Origin of the sequence: Aeromonas sp. Y289-2 (genome assembly GCF_027705925.1) — a bacterium.
Classification (GTDB): Bacteria; Pseudomonadota; Gammaproteobacteria; order Enterobacterales; family Aeromonadaceae; genus Aeromonas; species Aeromonas veronii.
Window position 1 is genome coordinate 131,678 of sequence record NZ_JAPDCH010000009.1, and the last position, 23,206, is coordinate 154,883.

General features: G+C 60.0%; 24 protein-coding genes. 10 read left to right on the plus strand and 14 right to left on the minus strand.

Features of this window, described 5'->3' with window-relative positions:
* Positions 1-65: 65 nt before the first annotated feature.
* From OKC43_RS14550 to ilvG, 3 genes are read right to left on the minus strand one after another with little or no spacing between them, the layout of a single operon-like run.
* Positions 66-1,010 (minus strand): branched-chain amino acid transaminase, encoded by a 945-nt coding sequence (locus tag OKC43_RS14550; protein WP_064338981.1) that lies wholly within the window; start codon positions 1,008-1,010, stop codon positions 66-68.
* A gap of 12 nt (positions 1,011-1,022) precedes the next feature.
* Positions 1,023-1,301 (minus strand): acetolactate synthase 2 small subunit, encoded by a 279-nt coding sequence (ilvM, locus tag OKC43_RS14555; protein ID WP_005342011.1) that lies wholly within the window; start codon positions 1,299-1,301, stop codon positions 1,023-1,025.
* Complete coding sequence (gene ilvG, locus OKC43_RS14560) at positions 1,298-2,944, minus strand: acetolactate synthase 2 catalytic subunit (protein ID WP_236271996.1); 1,647 nt, start codon at positions 2,942-2,944, stop codon at positions 1,298-1,300. Before ilvG ends, ilvM begins: the two co-directional genes overlap by 4 nt.
* Before the next feature lie 383 nt (positions 2,945-3,327).
* On the opposite strand from ilvG, the gene OKC43_RS14565 reads away from it, so the two are divergent.
* The 3 genes from OKC43_RS14565 (at position 3,328) to OKC43_RS14575 (ending at position 6,840) form a co-directional block, all read left to right on the plus strand.
* Positions 3,328-4,842, plus strand: a complete 1,515-nt coding sequence (locus tag OKC43_RS14565) for a YifB family Mg chelatase-like AAA ATPase (protein ID WP_100647101.1) — start codon at positions 3,328-3,330, stop codon at positions 4,840-4,842.
* 126 nt (positions 4,843-4,968) lie between these two features.
* On the plus strand, positions 4,969-5,868 hold the full coding sequence (locus OKC43_RS14570) for an acyltransferase (RefSeq protein ID WP_043823224.1): 900 nt from the start codon (positions 4,969-4,971) through the stop codon (positions 5,866-5,868).
* 6 nt (positions 5,869-5,874) lie between these two features.
* On the plus strand, positions 5,875-6,840 hold the full coding sequence (locus OKC43_RS14575) for an acyltransferase (protein WP_236271995.1): 966 nt from the start codon (positions 5,875-5,877) through the stop codon (positions 6,838-6,840).
* Here OKC43_RS14575 and OKC43_RS14580 read toward each other — a convergent pair.
* Together OKC43_RS14580 and OKC43_RS14585 are read right to left on the minus strand one after the other, a co-directional pair.
* Positions 6,765-7,271, minus strand: a complete 507-nt coding sequence (locus OKC43_RS14580) for a DUF523 domain-containing protein (protein WP_236271994.1) — start codon at positions 7,269-7,271, stop codon at positions 6,765-6,767. The two genes, OKC43_RS14575 and OKC43_RS14580, sit on opposite strands and share 76 nt — an antisense overlap.
* Positions 7,268-7,918: an NUDIX hydrolase gene (locus tag OKC43_RS14585; RefSeq protein WP_201953894.1), complete on the minus strand. Its 651-nt coding sequence runs from the start codon at positions 7,916-7,918 to the stop codon at positions 7,268-7,270. The genes OKC43_RS14580 and OKC43_RS14585 overlap by 4 nt, the downstream gene beginning before the upstream one ends.
* Positions 7,919-7,992: 74 nt before the next feature.
* Here OKC43_RS14585 and OKC43_RS14590 point away from each other — a divergent pair, with 74 nt between their 5' ends.
* Both OKC43_RS14590 and pncB read left to right on the plus strand, forming a co-directional pair.
* Positions 7,993-8,628: a nicotinamidase gene (locus tag OKC43_RS14590; RefSeq protein ID WP_042055347.1), complete on the plus strand. Its 636-nt coding sequence runs from the start codon at positions 7,993-7,995 to the stop codon at positions 8,626-8,628.
* Positions 8,629-8,729: 101 nt separating this feature from the next.
* Positions 8,730-9,908, plus strand: coding sequence for a nicotinate phosphoribosyltransferase (gene pncB / locus OKC43_RS14595; protein ID WP_005342020.1), 1,179 nt, complete (start codon positions 8,730-8,732; stop codon positions 9,906-9,908).
* Between the two features lie 72 nt (positions 9,909-9,980).
* On the opposite strand, the gene OKC43_RS14600 is transcribed toward pncB, so the two are convergent.
* The 9 genes from OKC43_RS14600 to rph all read right to left on the minus strand — a co-directional run bounded on the left by OKC43_RS14600 (position 9,981) and on the right by rph (position 19,431).
* Positions 9,981-10,589, minus strand: coding sequence for a thiol:disulfide interchange protein DsbA/DsbL (locus OKC43_RS14600; RefSeq protein ID WP_005339604.1), 609 nt, complete (start codon positions 10,587-10,589; stop codon positions 9,981-9,983).
* Positions 10,590-10,726: 137 nt separating this feature from the next.
* Positions 10,727-11,716, minus strand: coding sequence for a serine/threonine protein kinase (locus OKC43_RS14605; RefSeq protein WP_236271993.1), 990 nt, complete (start codon positions 11,714-11,716; stop codon positions 10,727-10,729).
* A gap of 86 nt (positions 11,717-11,802) precedes the next feature.
* Positions 11,803-13,254, minus strand: a complete 1,452-nt coding sequence (gene ccoG, locus OKC43_RS14610; protein ID WP_005357450.1) for a cytochrome c oxidase accessory protein CcoG — start codon at positions 13,252-13,254, stop codon at positions 11,803-11,805.
* Between the two features lie 155 nt (positions 13,255-13,409).
* Positions 13,410-13,673, minus strand: coding sequence for a YihD family protein (locus OKC43_RS14615; protein WP_005339598.1), 264 nt, complete (start codon positions 13,671-13,673; stop codon positions 13,410-13,412).
* Positions 13,674-13,703: 30 nt separating this feature from the next.
* Positions 13,704-14,858 carry a GGDEF domain-containing protein gene (locus OKC43_RS14620; protein WP_005339596.1) on the minus strand — a complete coding sequence of 385 codons (1,155 nt, stop codon included), beginning with the start codon at positions 14,856-14,858 and terminating at the stop codon, positions 13,704-13,706.
* A 127-nt stretch (positions 14,859-14,985) separates the two neighbouring features.
* Positions 14,986-15,375, minus strand: a complete 390-nt coding sequence (gene cueR, locus OKC43_RS14625; protein ID WP_005339594.1) for a Cu(I)-responsive transcriptional regulator — start codon at positions 15,373-15,375, stop codon at positions 14,986-14,988.
* Complete coding sequence (locus OKC43_RS14630) at positions 15,376-17,805, minus strand: heavy metal translocating P-type ATPase (protein ID WP_236271992.1); 2,430 nt, start codon at positions 17,803-17,805, stop codon at positions 15,376-15,378. It abuts the gene before it with no gap.
* A 180-nt stretch (positions 17,806-17,985) separates the two neighbouring features.
* On the minus strand, positions 17,986-18,639 hold the full coding sequence (gene pyrE, locus OKC43_RS14635) for an orotate phosphoribosyltransferase (protein ID WP_005356114.1): 654 nt from the start codon (positions 18,637-18,639) through the stop codon (positions 17,986-17,988).
* Positions 18,640-18,714: 75 nt separating this feature from the next.
* Complete coding sequence (rph, locus tag OKC43_RS14640) at positions 18,715-19,431, minus strand: ribonuclease PH (protein ID WP_005339589.1); 717 nt, start codon at positions 19,429-19,431, stop codon at positions 18,715-18,717.
* Positions 19,432-19,578: 147 nt separating this feature from the next.
* Here rph and OKC43_RS14645 point away from each other — a divergent pair, with 147 nt between their 5' ends.
* From OKC43_RS14645 to OKC43_RS21735, 5 genes are all read left to right on the plus strand, one after another.
* Positions 19,579-20,442: a YicC/YloC family endoribonuclease gene (locus OKC43_RS14645; RefSeq protein WP_103250675.1), complete on the plus strand. Its 864-nt coding sequence runs from the start codon at positions 19,579-19,581 to the stop codon at positions 20,440-20,442.
* A 183-nt stretch (positions 20,443-20,625) separates the two neighbouring features.
* Positions 20,626-21,924 (plus strand): tyrosine-type recombinase/integrase, encoded by a 1,299-nt coding sequence (locus OKC43_RS14650; RefSeq protein WP_123174004.1) that lies wholly within the window; start codon positions 20,626-20,628, stop codon positions 21,922-21,924.
* A gap of 18 nt (positions 21,925-21,942) precedes the next feature.
* On the plus strand, positions 21,943-22,653 hold the full coding sequence (locus OKC43_RS14655) for a hypothetical protein (protein WP_270808801.1): 711 nt from the start codon (positions 21,943-21,945) through the stop codon (positions 22,651-22,653).
* 70 nt (positions 22,654-22,723) lie between these two features.
* Complete coding sequence (locus OKC43_RS14660) at positions 22,724-22,939, plus strand: helix-turn-helix transcriptional regulator (RefSeq protein WP_139400148.1); 216 nt, start codon at positions 22,724-22,726, stop codon at positions 22,937-22,939.
* Between the two features lie 76 nt (positions 22,940-23,015).
* Positions 23,016-23,168, plus strand: coding sequence for a helix-turn-helix transcriptional regulator (locus OKC43_RS21735; RefSeq protein WP_228023648.1), 153 nt, complete (start codon positions 23,016-23,018; stop codon positions 23,166-23,168).
* Positions 23,169-23,206: the final 38 nt, after the last annotated feature.

Here is a 23,206-nt window from a genome sequence, read left to right on the forward strand (position 1 = left end):
GAAGACTCCTCTGGGAAGTTCTCACCGGAAGCGATTCGGGGAGGCACAGCGCCTCCCCTCTCTCATCAGTCGTTGACGGGCGTCAGCCAGCCCCACTTGTCCTCGGTCTGGCCGTTAAACAGGCCGAAGAAGGCGTTTTGCAGCTGCTCGGTCACCGGGCCACGGCTGCCAGCGCCCACCTTCATCCGATCGACGGAGCGCACCGGGGTCACCTCGGCGGCGGTGCCGGTCATGAAGATTTCGTCTGCCACATAGAGCGCCTCACGGGGCAGTGCCTGCTCACGCACCTCGTAACCCAAGTCACGCGCGAGCGTCATGATGGTGTCACGGGTGATGCCGGGCAGGATGGCAGCGGTGGCAGGCGGGGTGAACAGTACGCCGTTCTTCACCAGAAACAGGTTCTCCCCCGCCCCTTCGCTCAGGTAGCCGTTCACATCCAGCGCCAGCCCCTCGGCGAAGCCGTTGCGCTTGGCCTCGCGGCTGATCAGCTGGGATGACAAATAGTTGCCGCCCGCCTTGGCGCCGGTGGGAATGGTGTTGGGAGCGAGTCGGTTCCACGAGGTGACGCACACATCCACCCCGTTTTTCAGCCCCTCTTCCCCCAGATAGGCGCCCCACGGCAGGGCGGCCACCATCAGGTCGGCCTTGGCATCCAGCGGTGGATGCAGCCCCAGCCCCACGTTGCCGACAAAGGCCAGCGGGCGCAGGTAGCCGCTCTTCAGGCCGTTCTCGCGCACCACGGTGCGACAGGCTTCATTCACTTCGGCCTCGCTGTAGGGGACGTCCATCCAGTAGATCTTGGCGGAGTCGAACAGGCGGCGGGTGTGCTCCTGCAGACGGAAGATGCAGGTGCCCTTGGGGGTGTCGTAGGCGCGCACACCCTCGAACACCGAGGAGCCGTAGTGCAGGGCGTGGCTCATGACGTGCACCTGGGCATCCTGCCAGGGCACCAGTTTGCCGTTGAACCAGATGTATTGGGGGTGAGTGGCTGATTGGGAAGGCTGTGACATTGGCTTGGCTCCTTAAGCTCTGATCCGGGGTTGCTGTTCCAGTGCATCGACCCGGGAGACGTCCACCAGCTTCACCAGCTGGCTCCACAACTGCTGGATGGGACGTACCGACTCGACAGTAACCGTGATCCGCAGCTGTTGGCAATCCTGCTCCATGTTCAGAGCGCAGAGATTGAAGCCGCGGTGGCGCACCACCCGCAGCACCCGCTCCATCACTTCGGGTCTGGGCTGGGCATGGATATGCAGGGTGTGTTGTGCAAATGCTGGCTGGGCAAGGGTGTGCGGGTTCATGGGCGTTGCTCCATCATCTGGTGGTTGGCGACTCCCGGCGGAACCAGGGGCCAGACGTTTTCTTCCTCTGAAATGGCCACATGCAGCAGGTAGGCACTCTCGCTTGCCAGCAGGCGATCGAGGGCTCCGGCTATCTGCTCCTTGCACGTGATGGTCTCACCCGGAATGCCGAAGGCGGCAGCCAGGGCGACGAAATCGGGGTTGTCGGAGAGGATGGTCTCGCTGTAGCGGCCGTCGAAGAACAGCTCCTGCCACTGGCGCACCATGCCGAGGCGCTGGTTATCCAGCAGCACCATCTTCACCTTGAGTTGGGCGCGGCGGATGGTGCCAAGCTCCTGCACGTTCATCATGAAGGAGCCATCACCGCTCACCAGCACCACTTCATCCTCCGGGCGCGACATCTTGGCGCCGATGGCAGCGGGCAGACCAAAGCCCATGGTACCCAGACCGGCGCTGGAGAGGTGGTTGCGCGGGCTGGTGAAGCGCATGTGCTGGGCCACCCACATCTGGTGCTGACCCACATCGCAGGCCACCACGCTGCTCTCCGGCAGCCGGGCAGAGAGCTGCTTGAGCAGAGCCGGGGCATAGATTGCCTGACCCGGATGGTCGTAGCGAAACGCATATTCGCGGGCCATGGCGGCGCAGTGCTCACGCCAGGGGGCGATGTCGAGAGTCATGGCGAGGCGTGGCAACACCTGCTTGAGATCCGTGGTGATACCCACCTCGGCGGCACGGCGCTTGCCGAACTCGGCTGCATCCACATCGAGATGGATCACCTTGGCCTCGGGAGCAAACTCCTCCAGCTTGCCGGTCACCCGATCATCGAAACGAGCCCCTACCACCAGCAGCAGATCGCACTGCTGCACCGCGTAGTTGGCCGCCTTGGTGCCGTGCATGCCGAGCATGCCCAGATAAACAGGGCTGTCGGGGTCGAGCGCACCAATTCCCTTGAGGGTGGTGACCGCTGGCATGCCGGTTGCGGCAGCAAAGTCGCGCAACTGCTGCTCGGCATTGGCCATGCCCACTCCGCCACCGACGTAGAGCACCGGGCGCTCGGCGGCAGCCAGCAGGGTGCGGGCCGCGGCCAGATCCGAGGGGTTGAGCACCTCCGGCTCTTCCACTGCAAACAGCGGGCTCTGGGCAGGCACCGCGGCCAGTTGCACATCCTTGGGGAGATCGATCAGCACAGGGCCGGGGCGACCTTCGGTGGCGATGGCGAACGCCTCTGCCAACACCCGACCCAGATCGGCGGCATCGGTCACCATGAAGGAGTGCTTGGTACAGGAGAGGGACATGCCGAGCACGTCGACCTCCTGAAACGCATCGGTGCCGATGGCTGAACAGGGCACCTGACCGCTGATGGCCACCAGCGGCACCGAGTCGAGCAGCGCCTCCGCCAGACCGGTCACCAGATTGGTGGCGCCGGGGCCGGAGGTGGCGATGCAGACGCCCACCTGACCAGAGGCGCGGGCATAACCGACCGCAGCCATGGCGGCGCCCTGCTCGTGGCGGCAGAGCTGATGGGCCAGACCACCGTCATACAGAGCATCGTAGACCGGCATGATTGCCCCGCCCGGGTAACCAAACACCTGGGTCACACCCTGTTTCTTGAGAGCCTGTACCAAAAACTGCGCGCCGTTCATGTGGAAAATCCTGTCCTTTGGTCGAAAAAAAACCCCCGAGCTGTGAGGCTCGGGGGTCGCTTGTTTCGTTCTGTCCGGTGGTGGGTCTATCCCTTGTTCCGTGCAGCTAAACGAGCCCCGAGCGGTGAGATAATAATCACCACTAGGACCACAATAATGCTGACGAAACGGGAGGCCATGTTCATAGTTACAACCGGAAATCCTGTGAAATTGGGGCGATTTGACCGCGAATGGCTATTAGAACTAGCACGGTGATTTTTATTGGGCAAGACTTTTTTCTGTGACAACCCACTGATTTTGGCTATTCCCCAGCCGGAACTCTGGAATAAAAAACCAACAACAACCAGTTAGTCAGAACATATATCAACTCAAGGACGGGATTTATGTCATTAGCTGTGGTTTATAGCCGTGCCAGCCTCGGGATCGCGGCTCCGCAAGTTACAGTGGAAGTTCACCTCTCCAACGGCCTGCCCGCCTTCAACATGGTCGGCCTGCCGGAAACCTCAGTGAAAGAGTCGCGGGATCGGGTGCGCAGCGCCCTGCTCAACGGCAACTTCGAGTTCCCGAGCAAACACATCACCGTCAATCTGGCCCCAGCCGACCTACCCAAGGAGGGAGGCCGTTTCGATCTGGCAATCGCCATCGGTATTCTTGCCGCTTCCAAGCAGATACCTGCAAAATATCTGCTCGATCACGAATTTTTAGGGGAATTGGCCCTGACCGGAGAGATCCGCCCTGTGCTCGGGGTGCTGCCCGCCGTGCTCGCCTGCCGCGATGCGGGACGCACCCTGCTGGTACCGCGAGAGAATGGCCCGGAAGCCTCTCTCATTCAGGATGCAGAGGTGCGCACAGCCCATCAGCTGCTGGCCGTCACCGCCTGGCTGGCAGGCCAGTACGAACTGCCGCTGCCAGATCCCCAAAGCGCGGAGAGCCTGCCCGATGTACCGGATCTGCAGGATGTGATCGGCCAGTCTCAGGCCAAGCGGGCGCTGGAGATCGCCGCTGCTGGCAGCCACAACCTGCTGTTCATCGGCCCGCCCGGCACCGGCAAGAGCATGCTGGCGAGCCGTCTGCCCGGCATTCTGCCGCCGCTCAGCGAGCAGGAGGCGCAGCAGACCGCCGCCATCCACTCCATCGGCGGCCTCACCCCGCGCGCCGGTCACTGGCACCACAGACCCTATCGCACACCCCACCACAGCGCTTCAGCAGTGGCGCTGGTGGGCGGTGGCAGCCACCCGCGGCCCGGCGAAATTTCGTTGGCCCACAACGGGGTGCTGTTTCTCGACGAGCTGCCCGAGTTCGAGCGCAAGGTGCTCGACTCCCTGCGCGAGCCGCTGGAGACGGGCCACATCACCATCAGCCGGGCCGCCCGTCAGGTGGATTTTCCCGCCCGCTTTCAGCTGGTGGGCGCCATGAACCCCAGCCCCTGCGGCCACTATGGCGACGGCCAGACCCGCTCCAGCCCGGATCAGATCTTGCGCTACCTCGGCAAGCTCTCCGGCCCCTTTCTCGACCGCTTCGATCTGACGGTGGAAGTGCCACTGCTACCCAAGGGGAGCCTGACCGGCAAGGCGGAGCGGGGGGAGTCTAGCCAGCAGATCCGCGATCGGGTACTGGCGGCACGGGAGCGCATGCTGAGCCGTAACGGCAAGCTCAATAACCTGCTTGATAGCCGTGAGATAGAGGATATTTGCCGCTTATCACCGCAAGATGCCGAATTTTTGGAGAACGCCATCCAGAAGCTGGGGCTCAGCATCCGGGCCTGGCATCGCATCCTGCGGGTGTCACGCACCATCGCCGATCTGGCCGGGCAACCCGCCATCGGCAAGGAGCATCTTATCGAGGCGCTCGGTTATCGCGCCATGGACAGGCTGCTGTCGCGACTGCGCAGCAGTTGACAGAAGGGAAAGGGTGAGTCCGACACCGTAACGGCTCTGAATGGTCTCACGGGCAATCGGCTGATATTATGGCCACAGATCTGACCACTTGATGGCCCTTTATCGACAGCAAGACGGACCCGACTCATGCCCAACAAGCTGACAGAGCGACTGCGCGGCAGCCTCTCCACCCTGCTCTATTTTTTCAACACCCTCTTCTGGTTTGTCCCCATCTTCTCGCTGGGTCTGCTCAAGCTCCTGCTCCCCCTCAAGGGGTGGCGCACCCTCTGCAACTGGCTGCTGGATGGCTGTGCCAGCTGCTGGATCGGTTTCAACAATCTGATCCAGAAAACCATCATCAAAACCCCTTTCGAGGTGGTCGGAGTGGACAAAGGGCGCCGGAATGAGTGGTATATGGTGATTGCCAACCATCAATCCTGGGTCGACATACTGGTACTGCAGCGGGTTTTTAACCAAAAAATCCCCTTCCTGAAGTTTTTCCTCAAGAAAGAGCTGATTTGGGTACCTTTTCTCGGTCTGGCATGGTGGGCGCTCGACTTCCCCTTCATGCGGCGATATTCCAGAAAATTTCTGGAAAAACATCCCCATCTGAAGGGAAAAGACATTGAAACGACCCGTAAGGCCTGCGCCAGGTTCCGCCACATTCCGGTGAGTGTGATGAACTTCGTCGAAGGCACCCGCTTCACCGGCAGCAAGCATCAGAAGCAGGGCTCGCCCTATCGTCATCTGCTGCTCCCGAAAGCGGGGGGCATCGCCTTTACTCTGGCCGCTATGGGTGATCAGTTGCATCAACTGGTGGATGTCACCATCGCCTATCCGGACGGCATCCCCAGCTACTGGGACTTCATGTGTGGCCGGGTCGGGCAAATCAAGGTTCAGGTCCGCTATTTGCCGATCGACCGCAAGCTGGTGGGGGATTACTTCAATGACCCCGAGTTCCAACAAGAGTTTCAACAGTGGTTGAACGGGATCTGGCACGAAAAGGACCAGACCCTGAGCCAACTGCTGGCAACCAAGGCGCAGTAAACATTCATGCTATCCCTGCTTCCCGGCCCGCTGGTGCTGATCATCAGCGCCGGCCTGACCATCCTTTTCACCGCCTTGTGCGCCAGCCTGATCCTGCTGGTGTCGCTGGCCAAACTGCTGCTGCCGATCCCGGCCTTTGGCCGCGCCTGCAGCCGCCTCAACAACCGCTTCATGCGCCTGTGGCTGGCCTGCAATGCGCTGGTGATCCGCCTCACCACCCGCATCGACTGGCAGGTGGAGGACAGCACCAAGCTGCGCAAGGATGGCTGGTATCTCATCATCAGCAACCATATGAGCTGGACCGATATCGTGGTGCTCGGCCACCTGTTCCGCGACCGGCTGCCGGTGCCCAAGTTCTTTATGAAGCACGAGCTGATCTATATCCCGCTGTTGGGGCTCGCCTGCTGGGGGCTCGATATGCCCTTTATGCGTCGCTACTCACGGGAGTTTTTGCTGAAGAACCCGCACCTGCGCGGCAAGGATATCGAGACCACCCGCAACGCCTGCGAGAAGTTTCGCCACATCCCCACTACCGTCATCAACTTCGTGGAAGGAACCCGCTTCACCGAGCAGAAACGGGATGCGGCCCGCTCCCGCTATCGTCACCTGATGCCGCCCAAGGCGGCGGGGCTGGCCTTTACGCTGGCAGCCATGGGCGAACAGTTCGACAGCCTGATCAACGTCACCATCCGCTATCCGGACAACGCCGAGACCCCGTTCAAGGACTTCCTGATGGGGCGGGTAAAACGCATTCAGGTGCGGATTGAGGAGCTGCCGGTGAATGAGCAGCTGATAGGAGATTACTTCAACGACAAGCAGTTCAAGCGCGGTTTTCAGGAGTGGCTAAACCAGCGCTGGCAGGAGAAGGACGAGGTGCTGGAGGGGTGGCAGAGCGGTCAGGCGCCGCTGCCGGTTGCCGCCAAATCCGGGGAGGAATCCAAAGAGAGTGCCGAGGCCAACTCGGCCAACTGATCTTCGGAAAAGACAGCAATCCCGTGGCGGCGCAGCAGGGCGGTGGTCTTGCCCTCGCCCGCCACAGAAACACCTTCGAAGCGGCCGTTATAGATACGGCCGCTGCCACATGAGGGGCTCCCCTCTTTCAGCAGGGCGAAGCGAATGCCCTGCGTCTGACAGATTTCCAGCGCCAGCTCGGCGCCGCGATCAAACTCGGCAGTCACATCCAGTCCGCTCGCCGTCACTACGCGCTCGCCCTGCCGCTCGGCAGGAGGGCGCGGGGTCAGCAAACCGCCCGCCACTTCGGGGCAGAAGGCCAGCACCCGCCCCTCGGCACCCAGCGCACTCAGCCAGTCGCTGACAATCCCCTTGCTCTGACCATCGTAACGCACTGGCTGACCCAGCAAGCAGGCACTCACCAGCACCTTGTGCACGCCGGTCTCACTCATGCTTCCGCTCCATGCATCACCTGATCGAACATCACGCAGCAGGGGCTCTCCAGCCGGTAGAGGATAGCGGGACGCTGTTTGCCGGTGCGCTTGCGGCCGGTATCCACCAGAATGTCGGCGCGATGGATCCGCTTGCGAAATGCCGCCGTATTCATGGGTGTTTGCAGGATGATTTCGAAGGCGCGCTGCACCTCGGAGAGGGTGAACTCGGGCCCCAGCAGTTGCAGCGGCAGGGTGCTGTAGCGGCTCTTGATCCGCAGCCGCTCCAGCCCTTTGGCGATGAGCTGGACATGGTCAAAGGCGAGGCTCAGCCCCGGCAGATTGGCGAGCGGATGCCAGCAGCCGTGGATCGCTTCCACTTCCGGATCCACCAGGCAGAGATAGACCAGGGTCGTGGACCAGCCGCGGGGATCCCGCTCCAGATTGCCGAGGGTGCAGACCTGCTCGCTGTAGCAGTGACCGAGCCCCCACTCCGCCAGCAGACGGCGCTGGGCGGCATCAAGATCCCGATCCTGAGTCTCGTCGATGCGCAGCGCCGGCAGTTGCCAGCAGTGGGCAAAGGGGGGGCGATCGCGGGTCTCGAGCAGTAGCTCGAGCCGCTCCTCATGCAACCGCAGCACCACCATATCCAGACTCATTCTCAGCATGCCGATCGCCCTGCTCGCCTTCCATTAATGTTTGGTAGATAATATCACACGAATAGTATGTGCAGGAGCCAATCATGGGAACCGTCGCCAGCCTGGATATTGATGCGCAGAAGGGCTTTACCCCCCTCTGCCCGAACGAACTGCCCGTCGCGGGCGGTGATGATATTGTGGCTGCGCTCAACGCTCAGGCCACCCTCGCCACGCTGCGGATCGGCAGCAAGGACTCTCACCCCGCCAATGCCGACTGGGCCGTTTCTGACCCCGCAGGCATGCTGTTGCCGCTGGATCTGCCCAACGCCGACCTCACTTGGCCGGTGCACTGCGTACCGGGTAGCAAGGGCTTCGAGCTGCTCGACGGCCTGCCCGCACCCATCGACTATGACTTCTTCGTCTGGAAGGGGGTCGAACCGGATCTCCACCCCTACGGCACCTGCTTCCACGACCTGGCCGAACGGCGCAGCACCGGACTCATCGAATTTCTGCAAGCCCGCAAGGTCGATACCGTACTGGTCGGCGGTCTCGCCACCGACTACTGTGTCAAAACCAGCGTGCTGCAACTGCGCCGCGCAGGTTTCCGGGTGATCGTCCATCTCGATGCCTGCCGTGGCATCGCCCCCGAGACGGTTGCCAGCGCCCACACCCAGATGATCGAAGCTGGCGCCGAACTGGCCCAGACCCTGATCGATGTACAACGCCTGCTGGACGCCTGATATGCCACCGATTCTTACCAGCCTGCTCGATACCGACGCCTGCACGTTACATATGCGGCAGGGGAGCTCCATCGTGCTCACCAGTCTGCGAGGAGCCTGATATGCCCCCAATCCTCACCAGCCTGCTCGACACCGACGCCTACAAGCTGCATATGCAGCAGGCGGTGTTCCATCGCTATCCGGATGCCGAGGTGGTGGCCGAGTTTCACAGCCGCAATGAAGAGGATCTGCTGCCCATGATGGGGCAGATCGAGGAGCAACTGCGCCTCGCCGGTTCCCTGCGACTGACCAGGCCAGAGCTCGATTTTCTGGCCGAGCGTCCCTTCTTCACCCCTGACTACCTCGACCACCTGCGCCGCAAGCCACTCGACGCCTCCCTGCTCAAAGTGTTCGAGCAGGATGGCCGCATCAATGTGCGGGTCGAGGGCCCCTGGCAGGATGTGATCCTGTGGGAAATCCCGGTGCTCGCCATCATCAGCGAGATGCGCAACCGCTTCCGCTACCCCCAGTTCGGCGTCAGCCACGCGCTGGAGCGGCTCGATCAGAAGATCGACAAGCTGGAGAAGGAGCTGAGCAGCGACGAGATGAGCGAGTTTAACCTCATCGACTTCGGCACCCGCCGCCGCTTCTCTCACGCGGTACAGGATGCGGTAGTGGGCCGCCTCAAGGAGCGGCTGCCGGCGTTTCGCGGCACCAGCAACTACATGCTGGCCCAGAAGTACAAGCTGCCCGCTGTCGGCACCCAGGCCCATGAGTGGTTCCAGGCACACCAGCAGCTCGGCTTCCCGCTGGAGCACAGCCAGCGCGCCGCCCTCACCAGCTGGCTGGACGAGTTCACCGACCATCTCGGCATCGCCCTGACCGACTGCATCACCATGGATGCCTTCCTGCGGGACTTCGACTTCGAGCTGGCCAGCAGCTATCAGGGCTTGCGCCACGACTCCGGCGATCCCGTGGTGTGGGGCGAGAAGGCGATCAGCCACTATCAGCGCCTCGGCATCGATCCTACCGACAAGACCCTGGTCTTCTCCGACGGGCTCAACCTCGACAAGGCGGTGCAGCTGTTCCGTCACTTCCGTGGCCGCATCAACACCAGTTTCGGCATCGGCACCAAGCTCACCTGCGATCTGCCCGGTGTCAGCCCGATGAACATCGTCTTCAAGCTGATCGAGTGCAATGGCGGCCCGGTCGCCAAGATCTCCGACAGTCCGGGCAAGACCCTCTGTCGGGATGCGGAGTTTATCCGCAACCTCAAACAGGCATTCCACGTCGGGGTCTGATCTTCCCGATCACCAGAAAACAAAAAGCCCGCCGGTTCACACCGGCGGGCTTTTTTATCGACTCAAGGGGTATCAGTCTTTCTTGGCCAGCAGGAACTGCACCAGCTTGTTGAACTGCTCTTGAGAGGTGATGGATTCAATCTTCACCATGTACTTGCCGTTCACCAGGAAGGCCGGCACACCGCGAATGTTGTAGCTCTCGGTGTTGCGATCGAACTGGGAGACCATGCCGGAGACGGCGAAGCTGTCGACGGCACCGTCGAACTCTTCAGCCGGTACGCCGTTGTCCACGAAGATCTTCTTCACATCGTCACGGCTCATCGGCGGCTGACGTTGGGTGTGGATCTTGGTGAAGATGGCCGGAGTCAGCTTGGCTTCGGCATTGAGCAGGCTGGCAACAGCGTAGGCACGCTGCATCTCGGGGCCCATCTCGCGACCGAGGAAAGCAACCGGGTTCTTCTTGAGGGGCACACCCTCTGGCAACCCGGCCTTCAACTGTTCAACGATCGGTTCGAAGGTAGCGCAGTGCGGGCAGTAGTAGGAGAAAAACTCCATCACTTCCGGCTGAGCACTGCCAGTCTGTTTGACCACATCGTAGTTGACGCCTTCCTTGAACTCGGGGGCGGCGTGAACCATGGGGATCATCAGCATGGCAGCAAGGAAAAATAGAACTTTTTTCATGATGTTTCCTGTTAAGGGATCACTGTGAGGCACGCCCGGCGAACCGAAGCAGTGCCAAGCCTATTGTTTCGCCATGCTGACGTCAATGGTCAGGGCCGGAGATCGAGTCCCCCTTGCCGCGCAAGCTCCCTTCTATTTCACCAGTTTGGCATCAGGCTCAACGGCGGCGCCTTGAGTGCCTCCAGCTGATCGTGCAGTGTCGCAATCTGCTGGCGCCAGTAGTGATCGGTATTGAACCAGGGGAAGTGACGGGGGAAGGCGGGATCTTCCCAGCGCCGCGCCAGCCACGCCATGTAGTGAACGATGCGCATCGCTCGCAGCGGCTCGATCAGCGCCAGCTCCCGCGAGTCGAACTCCATAAACTCCTCGTAGCCCGCCAGCAGGGTGTCGAGCTGGATCTGCTGCTCGTGGCGCTCGCCGCTGAGCATCATCCAGAGATCCTGAATCGCGGGGCCGGTGCGGCAATCATCGAGGTCGACAAACATGGGGCCATCGCGCCAGAGGATGTTGCCCGGGTGGCAGTCGCCATGCAGGGAGATCTGCGCCACATCCAGGGTCATGGCGTCGCTGACATGCTTGATCAGCTCATCGAGTACCCCGAAGAATTGCTTCGCCAGCCCGCTTGGCAGCCACTCGCCAGACGCCAGCAGCTGACGCGGTTCGTGCAGCATGCTCTCCACATCGAGCCGCACCCGATGGTGGAACGGCTTGCTGGCGCCGATCTGATGAATGCGACCGAGGAAACGCCCCACCCACTCAAGCTGGTCGAGATTATCCACCTCGAACTGGCGGCCACCGACGCTCTGCCAGATGGCAAAGGGGTAGCCCTCGTGCTCCAGCAGGGTCTCGCCCGCGAAGGCGAGTGGCGCGGCGACCGGGATCTCAGCCTCTGCAAGGCGGGTGGCAAACTCGTGCTCCTCGAGGATCTGGGCCCGGCTCCAACGGCTGGGACGGTAGAACTTCACCACATAGCGGCGACGATCCTCATCCTGAAACTGGTAGACCCGGTTTTCGTAGCTGTTGAGCTCGATAAGGCCGGAGTCGAGCCGCAGGCCACTGAGATCGAGCGCATCCATGATGAGGTCGGGATTGAGGTCGGAATAGTTGAAACGCATGTCATCCACCATAAGAAAGGGGCGCCGTTGCGCCCCATTCTATCACTACTGACCGGCATTGCCGTGCTCGCTGGTGACCAGACTGGCGTCACGCGCAGTTACAACCGGCTGATAAACTTGCTGCCCTGGCGCAAGTTACCCTTGCTGTCATCGGGCGCCGCCCCCTCCCGTTTCAGCACGAACTGGATATCCAGCGCCGGCCGTTTCAGGTTGTAGGGATCGACCGCCAGACTGACCGGCAGGGTGTAAATCTCGCCCGCCTTCAGGGTCACTTCACGGGGGCCGAACCACTGATACTCGGGCAAGCCCTCCACATCCAGCTGGTAGGTCTGGGACTGCAGGGTCTTGTTGAGGATCTTGAGGGTGTAGGTGTTCTCGATAAGCCCCTCGCTGTTTTCGCGGAACAGCTGGTTGCGATCCCGCAGGATATCGAGCCCCATCGGCATGATGGACATGGCGTTGTAGACAAATACCCCCAGCATCACCGCCATCACCAGCCCGTAACCAATCAGCTTGGGCCGCGCCACATGGGTCGAGTCGTTGGCCAGCTTGTGCTCGGTGGTGTAACTGATGAGCCCTTTAGGGTAGCCCATCCGCTCCATGGTCTGGTCGCAGGCATCGACGCAGGCGCCGCAGTTGATGCACTCGTACTGCAGGCCGTCGCGGATATCGATACCGGTCGGGCAGACCTGCACGCAGAGATCGCAGTCGATACAGTCGCCCAGCCCCATCGCCTTGGGATCTGCCTTGCGGGAGCGGGCACCACGGGTCTCGCCACGCTTGGTGTCATAGCCGACGATGAAGGTGTCCTTGTCGAACATGGCGGACTGGAAGCGGGCATAGGGGCACATGTGGATACACATGATGGCACGCATCCAGCCAGCGTTGCCGTAGGTAATGATGGTGAAGAAGATCACCCAGAACAGCACCCATCCGCTGGCCTGCAGAGTGAAGAGGTCCGGCACCAGTTCAGTCACATCCTGGAAGTAGGCAACGAAGGTCAGGCCGGTCACCAGCGAGATCGCCAGCCAGGCCAGATGCTTGGCCCCCTTGCGAGCCAGCTTCTCGCCGCTCCAGGGCGCCTCGTCCAGCTTGCGCCGTTTGTTGGCGGGCCCTTCCAGCTTCTCTTCAAACCAGATGAACATGAAGGTCCAGACCGTCTGCGGGCAGAGATAGCCACACCAGACCCGACCGAGGAAGGTGGTAATAAAGAAGAGTCCGAAGGCGGCGATCATGAAGAGCCAGGCGAGCAGGGTCAGATCCTGCGGCCAGATGGTGGCGCCAAAGATATGGAACTGCTGGTGACCGAGGTCGAACAGCACCGCCTGTCGCCCGTCGTAACGCAGCCAGGGCAGCAGCACGAACAGCGCCACAAAGAACCAGCCCATGGCCTTGCGCATCCGCTGCCAATACCCTTTCTGAGCCCGCACATAGATGCGGTTGCCCGGGTTGAATCTGTCGTCGCTGGCTTTGAACGTATTGGGGTTGAAGGTCCCGGTTACGCCCTTGTCGGTGACGTCCTTGATATCGATTTTATCGTGGTCGGCCATTGCAAGACATCGCTCCCTTATTTGTTATGGAGCGGATTATATCTTAAACAGCATGCTAATTGTGTGGATTAGATGTATCTAATATTGGGGTTGGATCGCAATTTTCGGCAACAAAAAAGCGCATCACCACAAGGTGATGCGCTTCCGCTAAAGATTCACTTGATTCCGCGCGCCTTGAGTAGTGCCTCTTTGAAATCGGGCACATGATCCTTGGCCAGACCGGGGATCATCGCCTGCTTGTCGGATTCCCGCATCTTGAGGTGATAGATCAGCATGTCGTCGGTCAGCTCGGACAGAGGCCCTTCAAATCCCGCTTCTTGGGCCAGTTTGGCAACAAACTGCACCAGGCTGAGATCCTGTTCCTTGATCCAGGCAGGCTGCAACAACTCCAGCAGCTCTTCGATACGATGACATTGCATAGACAACCTCTTTAATCTGTCACGTTAAATTCAGGCAACCTTACCCATCAAGGCTACTTCGATTCGATCCCGCCCATTATGCTTGGCCTGATACAGGGCCGCATCCGCTTTTTGGATCAAATCGGCGATTTTCATGCTGTTGTCCGGTATCAGTGTCGCAACACCAAAACTACATGTGACCCGACCGGAGACCAGTGACTTCTGGTGCGGGATGGCCAGCTCCTTGAGCGCCTGCCGCACATTGTCCGCCACCTGCAATGCCCCCTGCATGCCGGTGCAGGGCAGCAGCAGGGCGAACTCTTCGCCACCGTAACGGGCCGCCAGATCGTCCTCGCGCCGCTCCACCTCGGCCAGCAAGCCAGCCACCTGTTGCAGGCAGTCATCCCCCAGCTGATGGCCGTAAAGATCGTTGAACTGCTTGAAGTAATCCACATCCACCAGCACCAGCGACAACGGCGCCCGGGCGCGATGGCAGCGCCGCCAGGCCCGCTCCAGAGAGTCGTCGAGATGGGCGCGGTTGGCGATGCCGGTCAGGCCGTCGAGGCGGGAGGTGAGACGCAAATGCTCGGAGACCGCCTTCAGTTCGGCAACCAGTTCGGCGTTCGAGAAGCGGTGGTGGAGCGAGGCGATCTGATCCCGCCGCATCCGGCGCAACAGGGTCGGCAGAAAGACAAAAAGATAGCCCGCCAGCATGCAGGAGACGATCCGCTCCTGCTCGTTGCCATTGCCCAGCTCGAACAGCATCGCCATGCCCAGCGGCAGGGCGGAACCATAGAGGGTACGGCGGCTGCCAAACAGCATGATGGCGCTGCCGGTAAGAATGAGGCTGGAGAGCATCATCATGGCGGCCCGGTAGGTATCGGGCAGCTTGTCCATGTAGAGCAGCACCCCGAGGGCCCAGATGATGGAGGTGATGGTGGCTCCGATAAAGAGCTCCCGCTCCAGCACCGGCAACGGAGTCTGGTGCAGGCGGGCTCGACGCCAGCGCAGGTGCCAACCCCGACCCAGCAGCCACAGGAAAGTGCCTGCCAGCCAACCGAGCGCTTCGATGGCGGGTAGATAGTCGTGAAACAGCAGACTCCAGCCAAATGCCAACACGCCCAAACAGGGGAGACTGAACGATGCATGGGTATAGAGCTGGGCCATAATGGCCTGCTTAACCTGGCGTGTCACACTCTGGGTCAACTGAGTACTCCTGTACAAGAGCCGAGCAGTCTACCATTACCCCCTGACCCGCAACAATAAAGCGCCGCTTATTAAGAAGTTAATCAATCAATAACGATTTCTTCTGCGCTGGCAGGTGAGTCCTTGCTCACCCCTTCTCCAATTCGTCGAGGATCGGGCACTCGGGATTTTCATCCCCGTGGCAGCAGCAAACCAACCCTTCCAGGGAGGTAAGCATGGCCTGCAAACCGGCAATGCGGGCGCGCAGATCGACGATCTTCTCCTGCGCCAGCTTCTTCACCTGGGCGCTGGTTCTGTGTTCGTCACGATAGAGCGCCAGCAGCTCCTGACACTCCTCCAGATTGAAGCCGGTCTCCCGCGCCCGCTTGACGAAACGCAGCTCGCGCAGCGCTGATTCGGTGTAACTGCGATAGCCGTTGTCACTGCGTACCGGGGCTGTGATGAGGCCAATGCTCTCGTAATAACGGATGGTCTTGGCGGTCAGCCCTGTGGCCTTGGCAACCTTGCTGATGTTCATTTATGCCTCCTTACTGATCGGGTTGGATGCTGGCCCGTGCGCCGCCCTGGGCTGCCAGCGTTTCAATAACAGGGAATTGCTCAAAACGGTGATGCTGCTCAGGGCCATGGCCGCCCCCGCCAGCTCGGGGCTCAGGTAACCCAGTGCCGCCAGCGGAATGCCAATGATGTTGAACACGAAGGCCCAGAACAGATTCTGCTGGATGGTGCGCCAGGTCGCCGCCGAGATGTCGATGGCATCGGCCACCAGCCGCGGATCAGAGCGCATCAGGGTGATGGAAGCGGTCTCCATCGCCACGTCGGAGCCGGAGCCCATGGCGATACCGACATCCGCCGCCGCCAGCGCTGGGGCGTCGTTCACCCCGTCCCCCACCATGGCCACCAGCCCGCGGGTTTGCGCCCGCAGCGCCTCCACTTTCTCCACCTTGCCCGCTGGCAACACGGAGTCGAAGGCCCCGTCCAGCCCCAGCTTGGCGGCGATATGGGCCACGGGGGCCGGCGCGTCGCCACTCACCAGCCAGCTGGCGATGCCGCGCTGACGCAGGGTGGCGATGGCATCCTGGCTCTCGGGACGCAGGGTATCAGCCAGCGCCGCGATGCCAGCCACAGCACCGTCGATGGCAACCCAAACCCGGGTCGCACCATCGGCGGCTTGTTCATCCTGTTGCGGCATTTCAATCTCGAGCTGGGCCAGCAGGGAGCCATTGCCGATAGCGACCCTATGGCCCGCCACCTGACCGACAATACCAGCACCGACCCGCACCTCGACCGCGTCGGGCTGGGGCAATACCGCCTCTTTGCCGACCGTCTCGCGCATCGCCAGCGCCAGCGGGTGTTCACTCGCCTGCTGCAGGGCGGCGGCGAGGCGCAGTTGCTCGTCATTGCCACTCCAGCTCGCCAGTACAGGCTTGCCTTGGGTCAAAGTGCCTGTCTTGTCGAAGATAAGCGCCTTGATGGCGTGGGCCTTCTGCAGGGTATCCACATCCTTGATCAGAATGCCGTGGCGCGCCGCGACTCCGGTACCGGTGACGATGGCCGCCGGGGTCGCCAGCCCCAGCGCACAGGGGCAGGCGATCACCAGCACCGCCACAGCCGCCAGCAGGGCCTGACCGAAGTCGTTGCTGATGGCGTACCACACCAGCAGGGTGAACAGGGCGATGGCCATCACCACCGGTACGAACACGGCGGAGACCTTGTCCACCAGTTGCTGCAACGGGGCCTTGCCCATCTGGGCACTCTCCACCAGTGCGATAATCTTGCTGAGACTGGAGTCCTCCCCCACGGTAGTGGCTTCGATCTCCAGCACGCCGGAGCGGTTGATGGCGCCGCCCAGCACCTTGTCGCCCGCACTGCGCGGCACCGGCAGACTCTCCCCGGTGAGGATCGACTCGTCCAGCTCGCTGGCGCCGCTCAAGATTTTGCCGTCCACCGGCACCCGCTCACCCACCAGCACCCGCAGCCGATCGCCACGCAGCACCTCGTCGATGGCGACACTCTGCCAGCTCTCGCCACGCCAGACGGTGGCAGTTTCCGGTCGCAGCGCCATCAGTTCGCGAATGGCGGACTGGGTGCTGCGGCGGGCTCTCGCCTCCAGCAGTTTCCCCAACGAAATCAGGGTGATGATGATGGCGCTCGCTTCGAAATAGAGCTTGCCGCTGGCTGCCATCCCCAGCGTCAACAACAGATAGAGGCTGTAGAAGTAGGCGGCGCTGGTGCCGGTTGCCACCAGCACATCCATATTGGCTGCGCGGTTCTTGATGGCGAGCCAGGCGCCGCGATAGAAGCGGGCCCCGATCCAGAACTGCACCGGGGTGGTGAGCAGCAGCTCGAGCCAGGCGGGTAGATGCCAGGGGAACAGTCCGGCCATGGCCAGCATCCCCACCAGCAGCGGCAAGGTGAGCAAAGCCGAGATGATGACCCGGGTCTGCGCCTGACGGGCTGTGGCGGCCTCCTGCGCTTCCCGCTCCAGCAACTGCTGGCGGCGGCCGCTGGCCGAACCCTGTGCCAGTTGGGCGCCAAAGCCAAGCGCCTCGATCTGCTCGCGCAAAGCGGCTGGCGTCTGCATCCCGGGGACCAGCACGATCCGGGCCTGTTCGATGGAGAAGTTGACCTCGGCCGAGATAACGCCGGGCAGCGCGGCCAGCATCTTGTTTAGTCGAGCCGAACAACCGGCACAAGTCATACCGGTAATTTGAAACAAAAAGGTCTCGCTGCCGTAGTCGTAACCCTGACTCTTGATGCTGTCGAGCACCGCAGACAGGCGATCGGGGCTGGCCAACTCGATGGCCGCCTGCTCCAACGCGAAGTTGACTGTGGCCTCGACCCCTTCAAGCTTGTTGAGGGCGGTCGTGATGCGGCCTGCGCAGTTGGCGCAGCTCATGCCGCTGAGCGGCAACTGCAGATGAATGGGTGATTGAAGATGAGTGGTCATGTTGTTCCTCCCCCGGAACCCGTCGGCACCACAAAACGCCGACGGGCAAACCCTAACCTTTACTGTAAGGGTAAGCTCAAGCCACATGATCCACTTTTTGCAGATGAAAAAAACGGCGCCCGTTTGCTGCCAGAGAGCAAACGGGCGCCGCATTCAGCTATTGCGCGGTGTGAGCGGAGTTCAGATACCGTACTGGGCGCGGTAAGCCTTCATGGCAGCCAATTGCGCCGCCAGCTCCGGCTGCTCGGCCTGCTTCTCTTCCAGATAGGCAATCAGGTCGCTCATCTGGATGATGGCGATGATGTGGGCGCCGTAGTCACGCTCCACCTCCTGAATGGCGGAGAGCTCGCCCTTGCCCTTCTCCTGACGGTCCAGCGCGATCAGTACGCCAGCCAGCGAGGCGCCGTTGGCCTGGATCAGATCCATGGATTCGCGGATAGCGGTGCCGGCGGTGATGACGTCATCCACCAGCATGATGCGCCCCTTGAGCGGGCTGCCCACCAGATTGCCACCCTCGCCGTGATCCTTGGCCTCCTTGCGGTTGAAGCACCAGGGCACGTCCACATCGTGCTGCTCCACCAGCTGCACCGCGGTAGCGGAGGCGATGGGGATCCCCTTGTAGGCCGGGCCAAACAGCACATCGAACTCGATACCGGCATCCATCAGAGCGGCGGCATAGAAGCGGCCGAGACGGGCCAGATCGCGGCCGCTGTTGAACAGACCGGCGTTGAAGAAGTAGGGGCTTTTACGACCGGATTTCAGGGTAAATTCACCGAATTTGAGGACCTGTTTCTCCAGGGCGAACTCGATAAATTGACGCTGGTAGGCTTTCATTCTGGCTCCTTGCTTGGCTTGTCGTTGTCTTGTGTGGGGGTATAAAAAAACGCGGTCAATGCCGCGTTTTTAAAATCAGGAGAGCGACTGCTTCTGCAGCGCAATGATGTCGGCGATGCCGCCCTTGGCGAGGGCCAGCATCTCCAGCAGCTCTTCGTGGGTGAAGGGCTCGGCCTCCGCGGTGCCCTGCACCTCGATGATGCGACCATCTTCGGTCATCACCACGTTCATGTCGGTCTCGGCGGCGGAGTCTTCGATGTACTCCAGATCGCAGATGGCTTCACCCTGATACATGCCGACGGAGACGGCGGCGATCATCTGCTTGAGCGGGCTCTGCTTGATCATGCCCTTCTCGACCATCCAGTTCAGCGCATCCACCAGCGCCACGCAGGCACCGGTAATGGAGGCGGTACGGGTGCCGCCATCGGCTTGCAGCACATCACAGTCAACTGTGATGGAGTGCTCGCCCAGCGCAGTCAGGTCTACCGCCGCGCGCAGGGAGCGGGCGATAAGACGGGAGATCTCCAGAGTACGGCCACTCTGCTTGCCGGAGGCCGCTTCGCGGTTCATCCGGGAGTGGGTGGAGCGCGGCAGCATGCCGTATTCGGCAGTCACCCAGCCCTGATTCTTCCCTTTCAGGAAGCGCGGCACGCTGGTGTCGACGCTGGCGGTGCAGAGCACGCGAGTGTTACCAAACTCCACCAGCACTGAGCCTTCTGCATGTTTGGTGAAATTGCGGGTAATGGTAACCGGGCGAAGTTGCGCGGCACTGCGATCGCTTGGACGTGACATGGAACGGACCTCTGGGCTGGCTCAAATTGGCGGGGGATTATAAGTGATCCTGCCCCAAATATCAGCCGCTAAAACCACGGCATCGGCTGACGAGCAGGGCCGGGCTGAGTATACTGGCCGCACACTTCATCAAGCCCGGAACAATCAATGATTCACAGCATGACCGCCTACGCCCGCAAGGAATTCAAGGGCGACTGGGGCACAGCCGTTTGGGAAATTCGTTCGGTCAACCAGCGCTATCTGGAAACCTACATTCGCCTGCCGGAGCAACTGCGCAGCCTGGAACCGGTTCTGCGTGAGCGTTTCCGCGCCAAGCTGCAGCGCGGCAAGGTGGAGTGCAACCTGCGTTTCGAAGCCGCTCAGGCCGCTGCCAGCCAGCTGCACATTAATGAAGAGCTGGCCAAGCTGATCATCGACAGCGCCAAGTGGGTAATGAAAGAAGCGGGCCAGGGCCAGCTCAACCCGGTCGACGTGCTGCGCTGGCCGGGTGTCATGGCCGCCGCCGAACAGGACATGGACGCGGTCGCCACCGAGCTGCTCGGCGGTTTTGACCAGACCATGGAAGATTTCCTCGCCTCCCGCGCCAGCGAAGGTGCCAACCTCAAGGCGCTGATCGAACAGCGTCTGGCCGGTATTCAGGTGGAAGTGAAGAAGGTGCGCGTCCACCTGCCGCAGATCATCGAATGGCAGCGCCAGAAGCTCACCGACCGTCTGGCCGAAGCCAAGGTTGAGCTGGATCCGGCCCGCATCGAGCAGGAGATCGTGCTGCTGGCCCAGAAGATCGACGTGGCCGAAGAGCTGGATCGTCTGGAGATGCACATCAGCGAGACCAACAAGATCATGAAGAAGGGTGGCGCCTGCGGTCGTCGTCTCGACTTTATGATGCAGGAGTTCAACCGCGAGTCGAACACCTTGGGCTCCAAGTCCATCAATGCCGAAGTGACCCAGTCCGCCGTCGAGCTGAAAGTCCTCATCGAGCAGATGCGCGAGCAGATCCAGAACATAGAATGATGTTTTTGGCCGTTTCAGGCTGTTTCACATGACTCGCAAACCCCTGATTTTCAGGGGTTTGTTGTTTTTGTGTGATTTGAACTGTCCGTAGCTGTCCTGATAAAGTGGTATCACGTTTGGTATCACGATACGACGTGATACCACTTTTTTGAGAACGTGATACCACTAGTCGAAGGACTGCGCATGAGAGCAAGTACACTCACCAAGAAGATCAAGGAACAGGATGCTGAAGATGAGAAAGAGGGAAAACTCGGCACCACCAATAACATCAACGTGGGTGATGGCTTGTACCTTCGAAGACTCCCCAGCGGCACCCGTAAATGGGTATTCCGCTATACCAACTTTGCTAAGAAGCGAGTCTGGTTCACGATAGGGTCATATCCTCATTTATCGCTGGCTCAGGCTCGTGGTGAGGCCTCCCGCCTAAATGCCGACATAGAAAATGGCAAAGACCCGTCAGCAGAGCGCAAACGCGATCAGCAAGAGATTATCAAAACCGTCGATCAGCTGTTTCTCGACTGGTATCAGCATGATGTCAGCCGACGACTGAAGAACCCGCAAATCCCCCAGCGTATCTACCGGAAAGAGATAGCCCCACACATTGGCAAGCTGGCATTGAAAGAGGTTAATGCCCGCGATATCCGCGCCATCATCCATAAAGTCGCTAACTCTGGGCGCAAGGCCACAGCGAACGATGCCCTGATGGTCTGCAAGCAGCTGTTCAAACATGCCATCAAGCTCAACTTGGTTGACTACAGCCCAGCACAAGCATTCACCATGTCAGATGCTGGTGGACTGGAAATAAGCCGGGATCGCATCCTGAGCGTGGATGAACTAGATGTACTGTTCAGGGTACTACGCAAGCATCGCGACCAGTTCGCCCGAGAGAACTACCTGGCGATCGCCTTGCTGGTTCATCTTGGTGTGCGTAAAAACGAATTGATTGCCGCCATGTGGAGTGAGATCGATTTTGACGAGCAAGTATGGCGACTCCCAGCAGAGCGCAGCAAAACCGAGGTGGCGATCACCGTACCGCTGAGTGCCACCAGCCTGGAGTGGTTCAGCGAACTAAAGGTGCGCGCCTGCGGATCGCCCTATGTCTTCCCATCTCGGCGTGCCAGCAAACGGCGCGGATATATCTCCAGTGACACCCTTAACCATGCCCTGGCCAAACTGTTTGGCCAGAAGGTCGACAGCAAGAAGCAACCGACTGCCAATATGCTGGGTGAAGCTGGCCTGGAGCACTTCACTGTCCATGACTTGCGACGGACCTGCCGCAGCTTATTGGCATCGTTAGGGGTGCCAAGCCACATTGCCGAGCGCTGCCTTAACCACAAGCTCAAAGGTGTTGAGGGGATCTACAATCGTCACGATTACCTGAACGAACGCAGGGAGGCATTTGAAAAATTAGCCTGCATGCTGACACCCATCATCAACGACATGCCGAATGTCGTTCCCTTCACCAAGCAACTTTCAAGATAAGGCTGAGTCATTAGCACTATGAACCATGCACCAAATCCACTCGACATACTTCCGCTCAATAGCTCCATCAAGCAGATCATGGAGCAATATCCTGAACTGAAAGAGTCATTACTGAAGGTTAAAATTGCATTTGATTGGCTTGAAGGGGCCGACCTTAAGTTGCAGCAACTCAGTAGCAAAAAAAGTTTTTTTGAGTTGGCGGAATTAGCCAAGCGAGATGATGCGGGTTTGGATGGTGATAATCCATTCGAAGGCGAAGAACCATACCTGTTGTTGAACCAAGATATCTGTCATGGGCTGGGCGCCCTTGGTCTTCGGCACCTGGCCAAACATATTCACACTTTGACCACTCGAGATGTTCTGCTGGCACGTGCAGTGCCTCATCAACGGCTGCGGCAAAAAACATCACGCAAAGCCAAAGAGTATGGCCGAAAAGGGGGTGCAAAAAATTCAGAAAAACGACAACCATTACGCGATGAAATAGGAAGACTTGCCCGCCCGCTCTTCATTGAAAATCCAAAACTTAAAATTATAGAGTGTGCGCGGCTAATTGAGAGAGAAGTCCTCGAGTTCATCAAAAAATCCCCACATGAATATAAAGATATTGGCAGCAAAAATGACCCAGATGAATACTTTGAATTTATTAAAAGTTATGTGAGTGAACATAAACGTCAGTGCGCAAAAAATAAGCATTCGAACATGAGCTACCCCCCTAGCTGCATTTCATAACACCTACGCACACCCCAAAATCCCTCCGAACAAACCCAAACAGCTGATGAGTTTTAACCGGAGGGATTTCATGTATTCAGAGACTAACCGCCAGCAAATCCTTGCGCTCTATGGCCACCCCCAAGACCGTTTAGTACGGGAAAATGAGCGTAAAGCCATCACGACCGTCTCCCGTACTCACGCCTGGGTATTGGAACAAAAGGGGGAATTTCCCAAACGCAAAAAGCTGGGTGCGAGCTGCGCCTGGCTACTTTCAGACCTGCTGGTCTGGATCCACACACGCTGAGAAGAGGTAACAGATGGGAAACAACATCCTGGACTATCTGAAACCCCCAGCACCGGAACCAATCCCGATCGTCAAAATGAAAGAGCTATGCACCTTATTTGGATGCTCTCGCATGACCATCTATCGCTGGATGGCTCATCACAAACTGCCTGCACCAATCAGGCATAACAACAAGCGGCTTATTGGTTGGGATAGGGAAGCAATAAACACCATGTTAAAGCGTAATTAACGCTCAGTGATGGGGGCCTCGAGCCTCCTCTTTTGGGC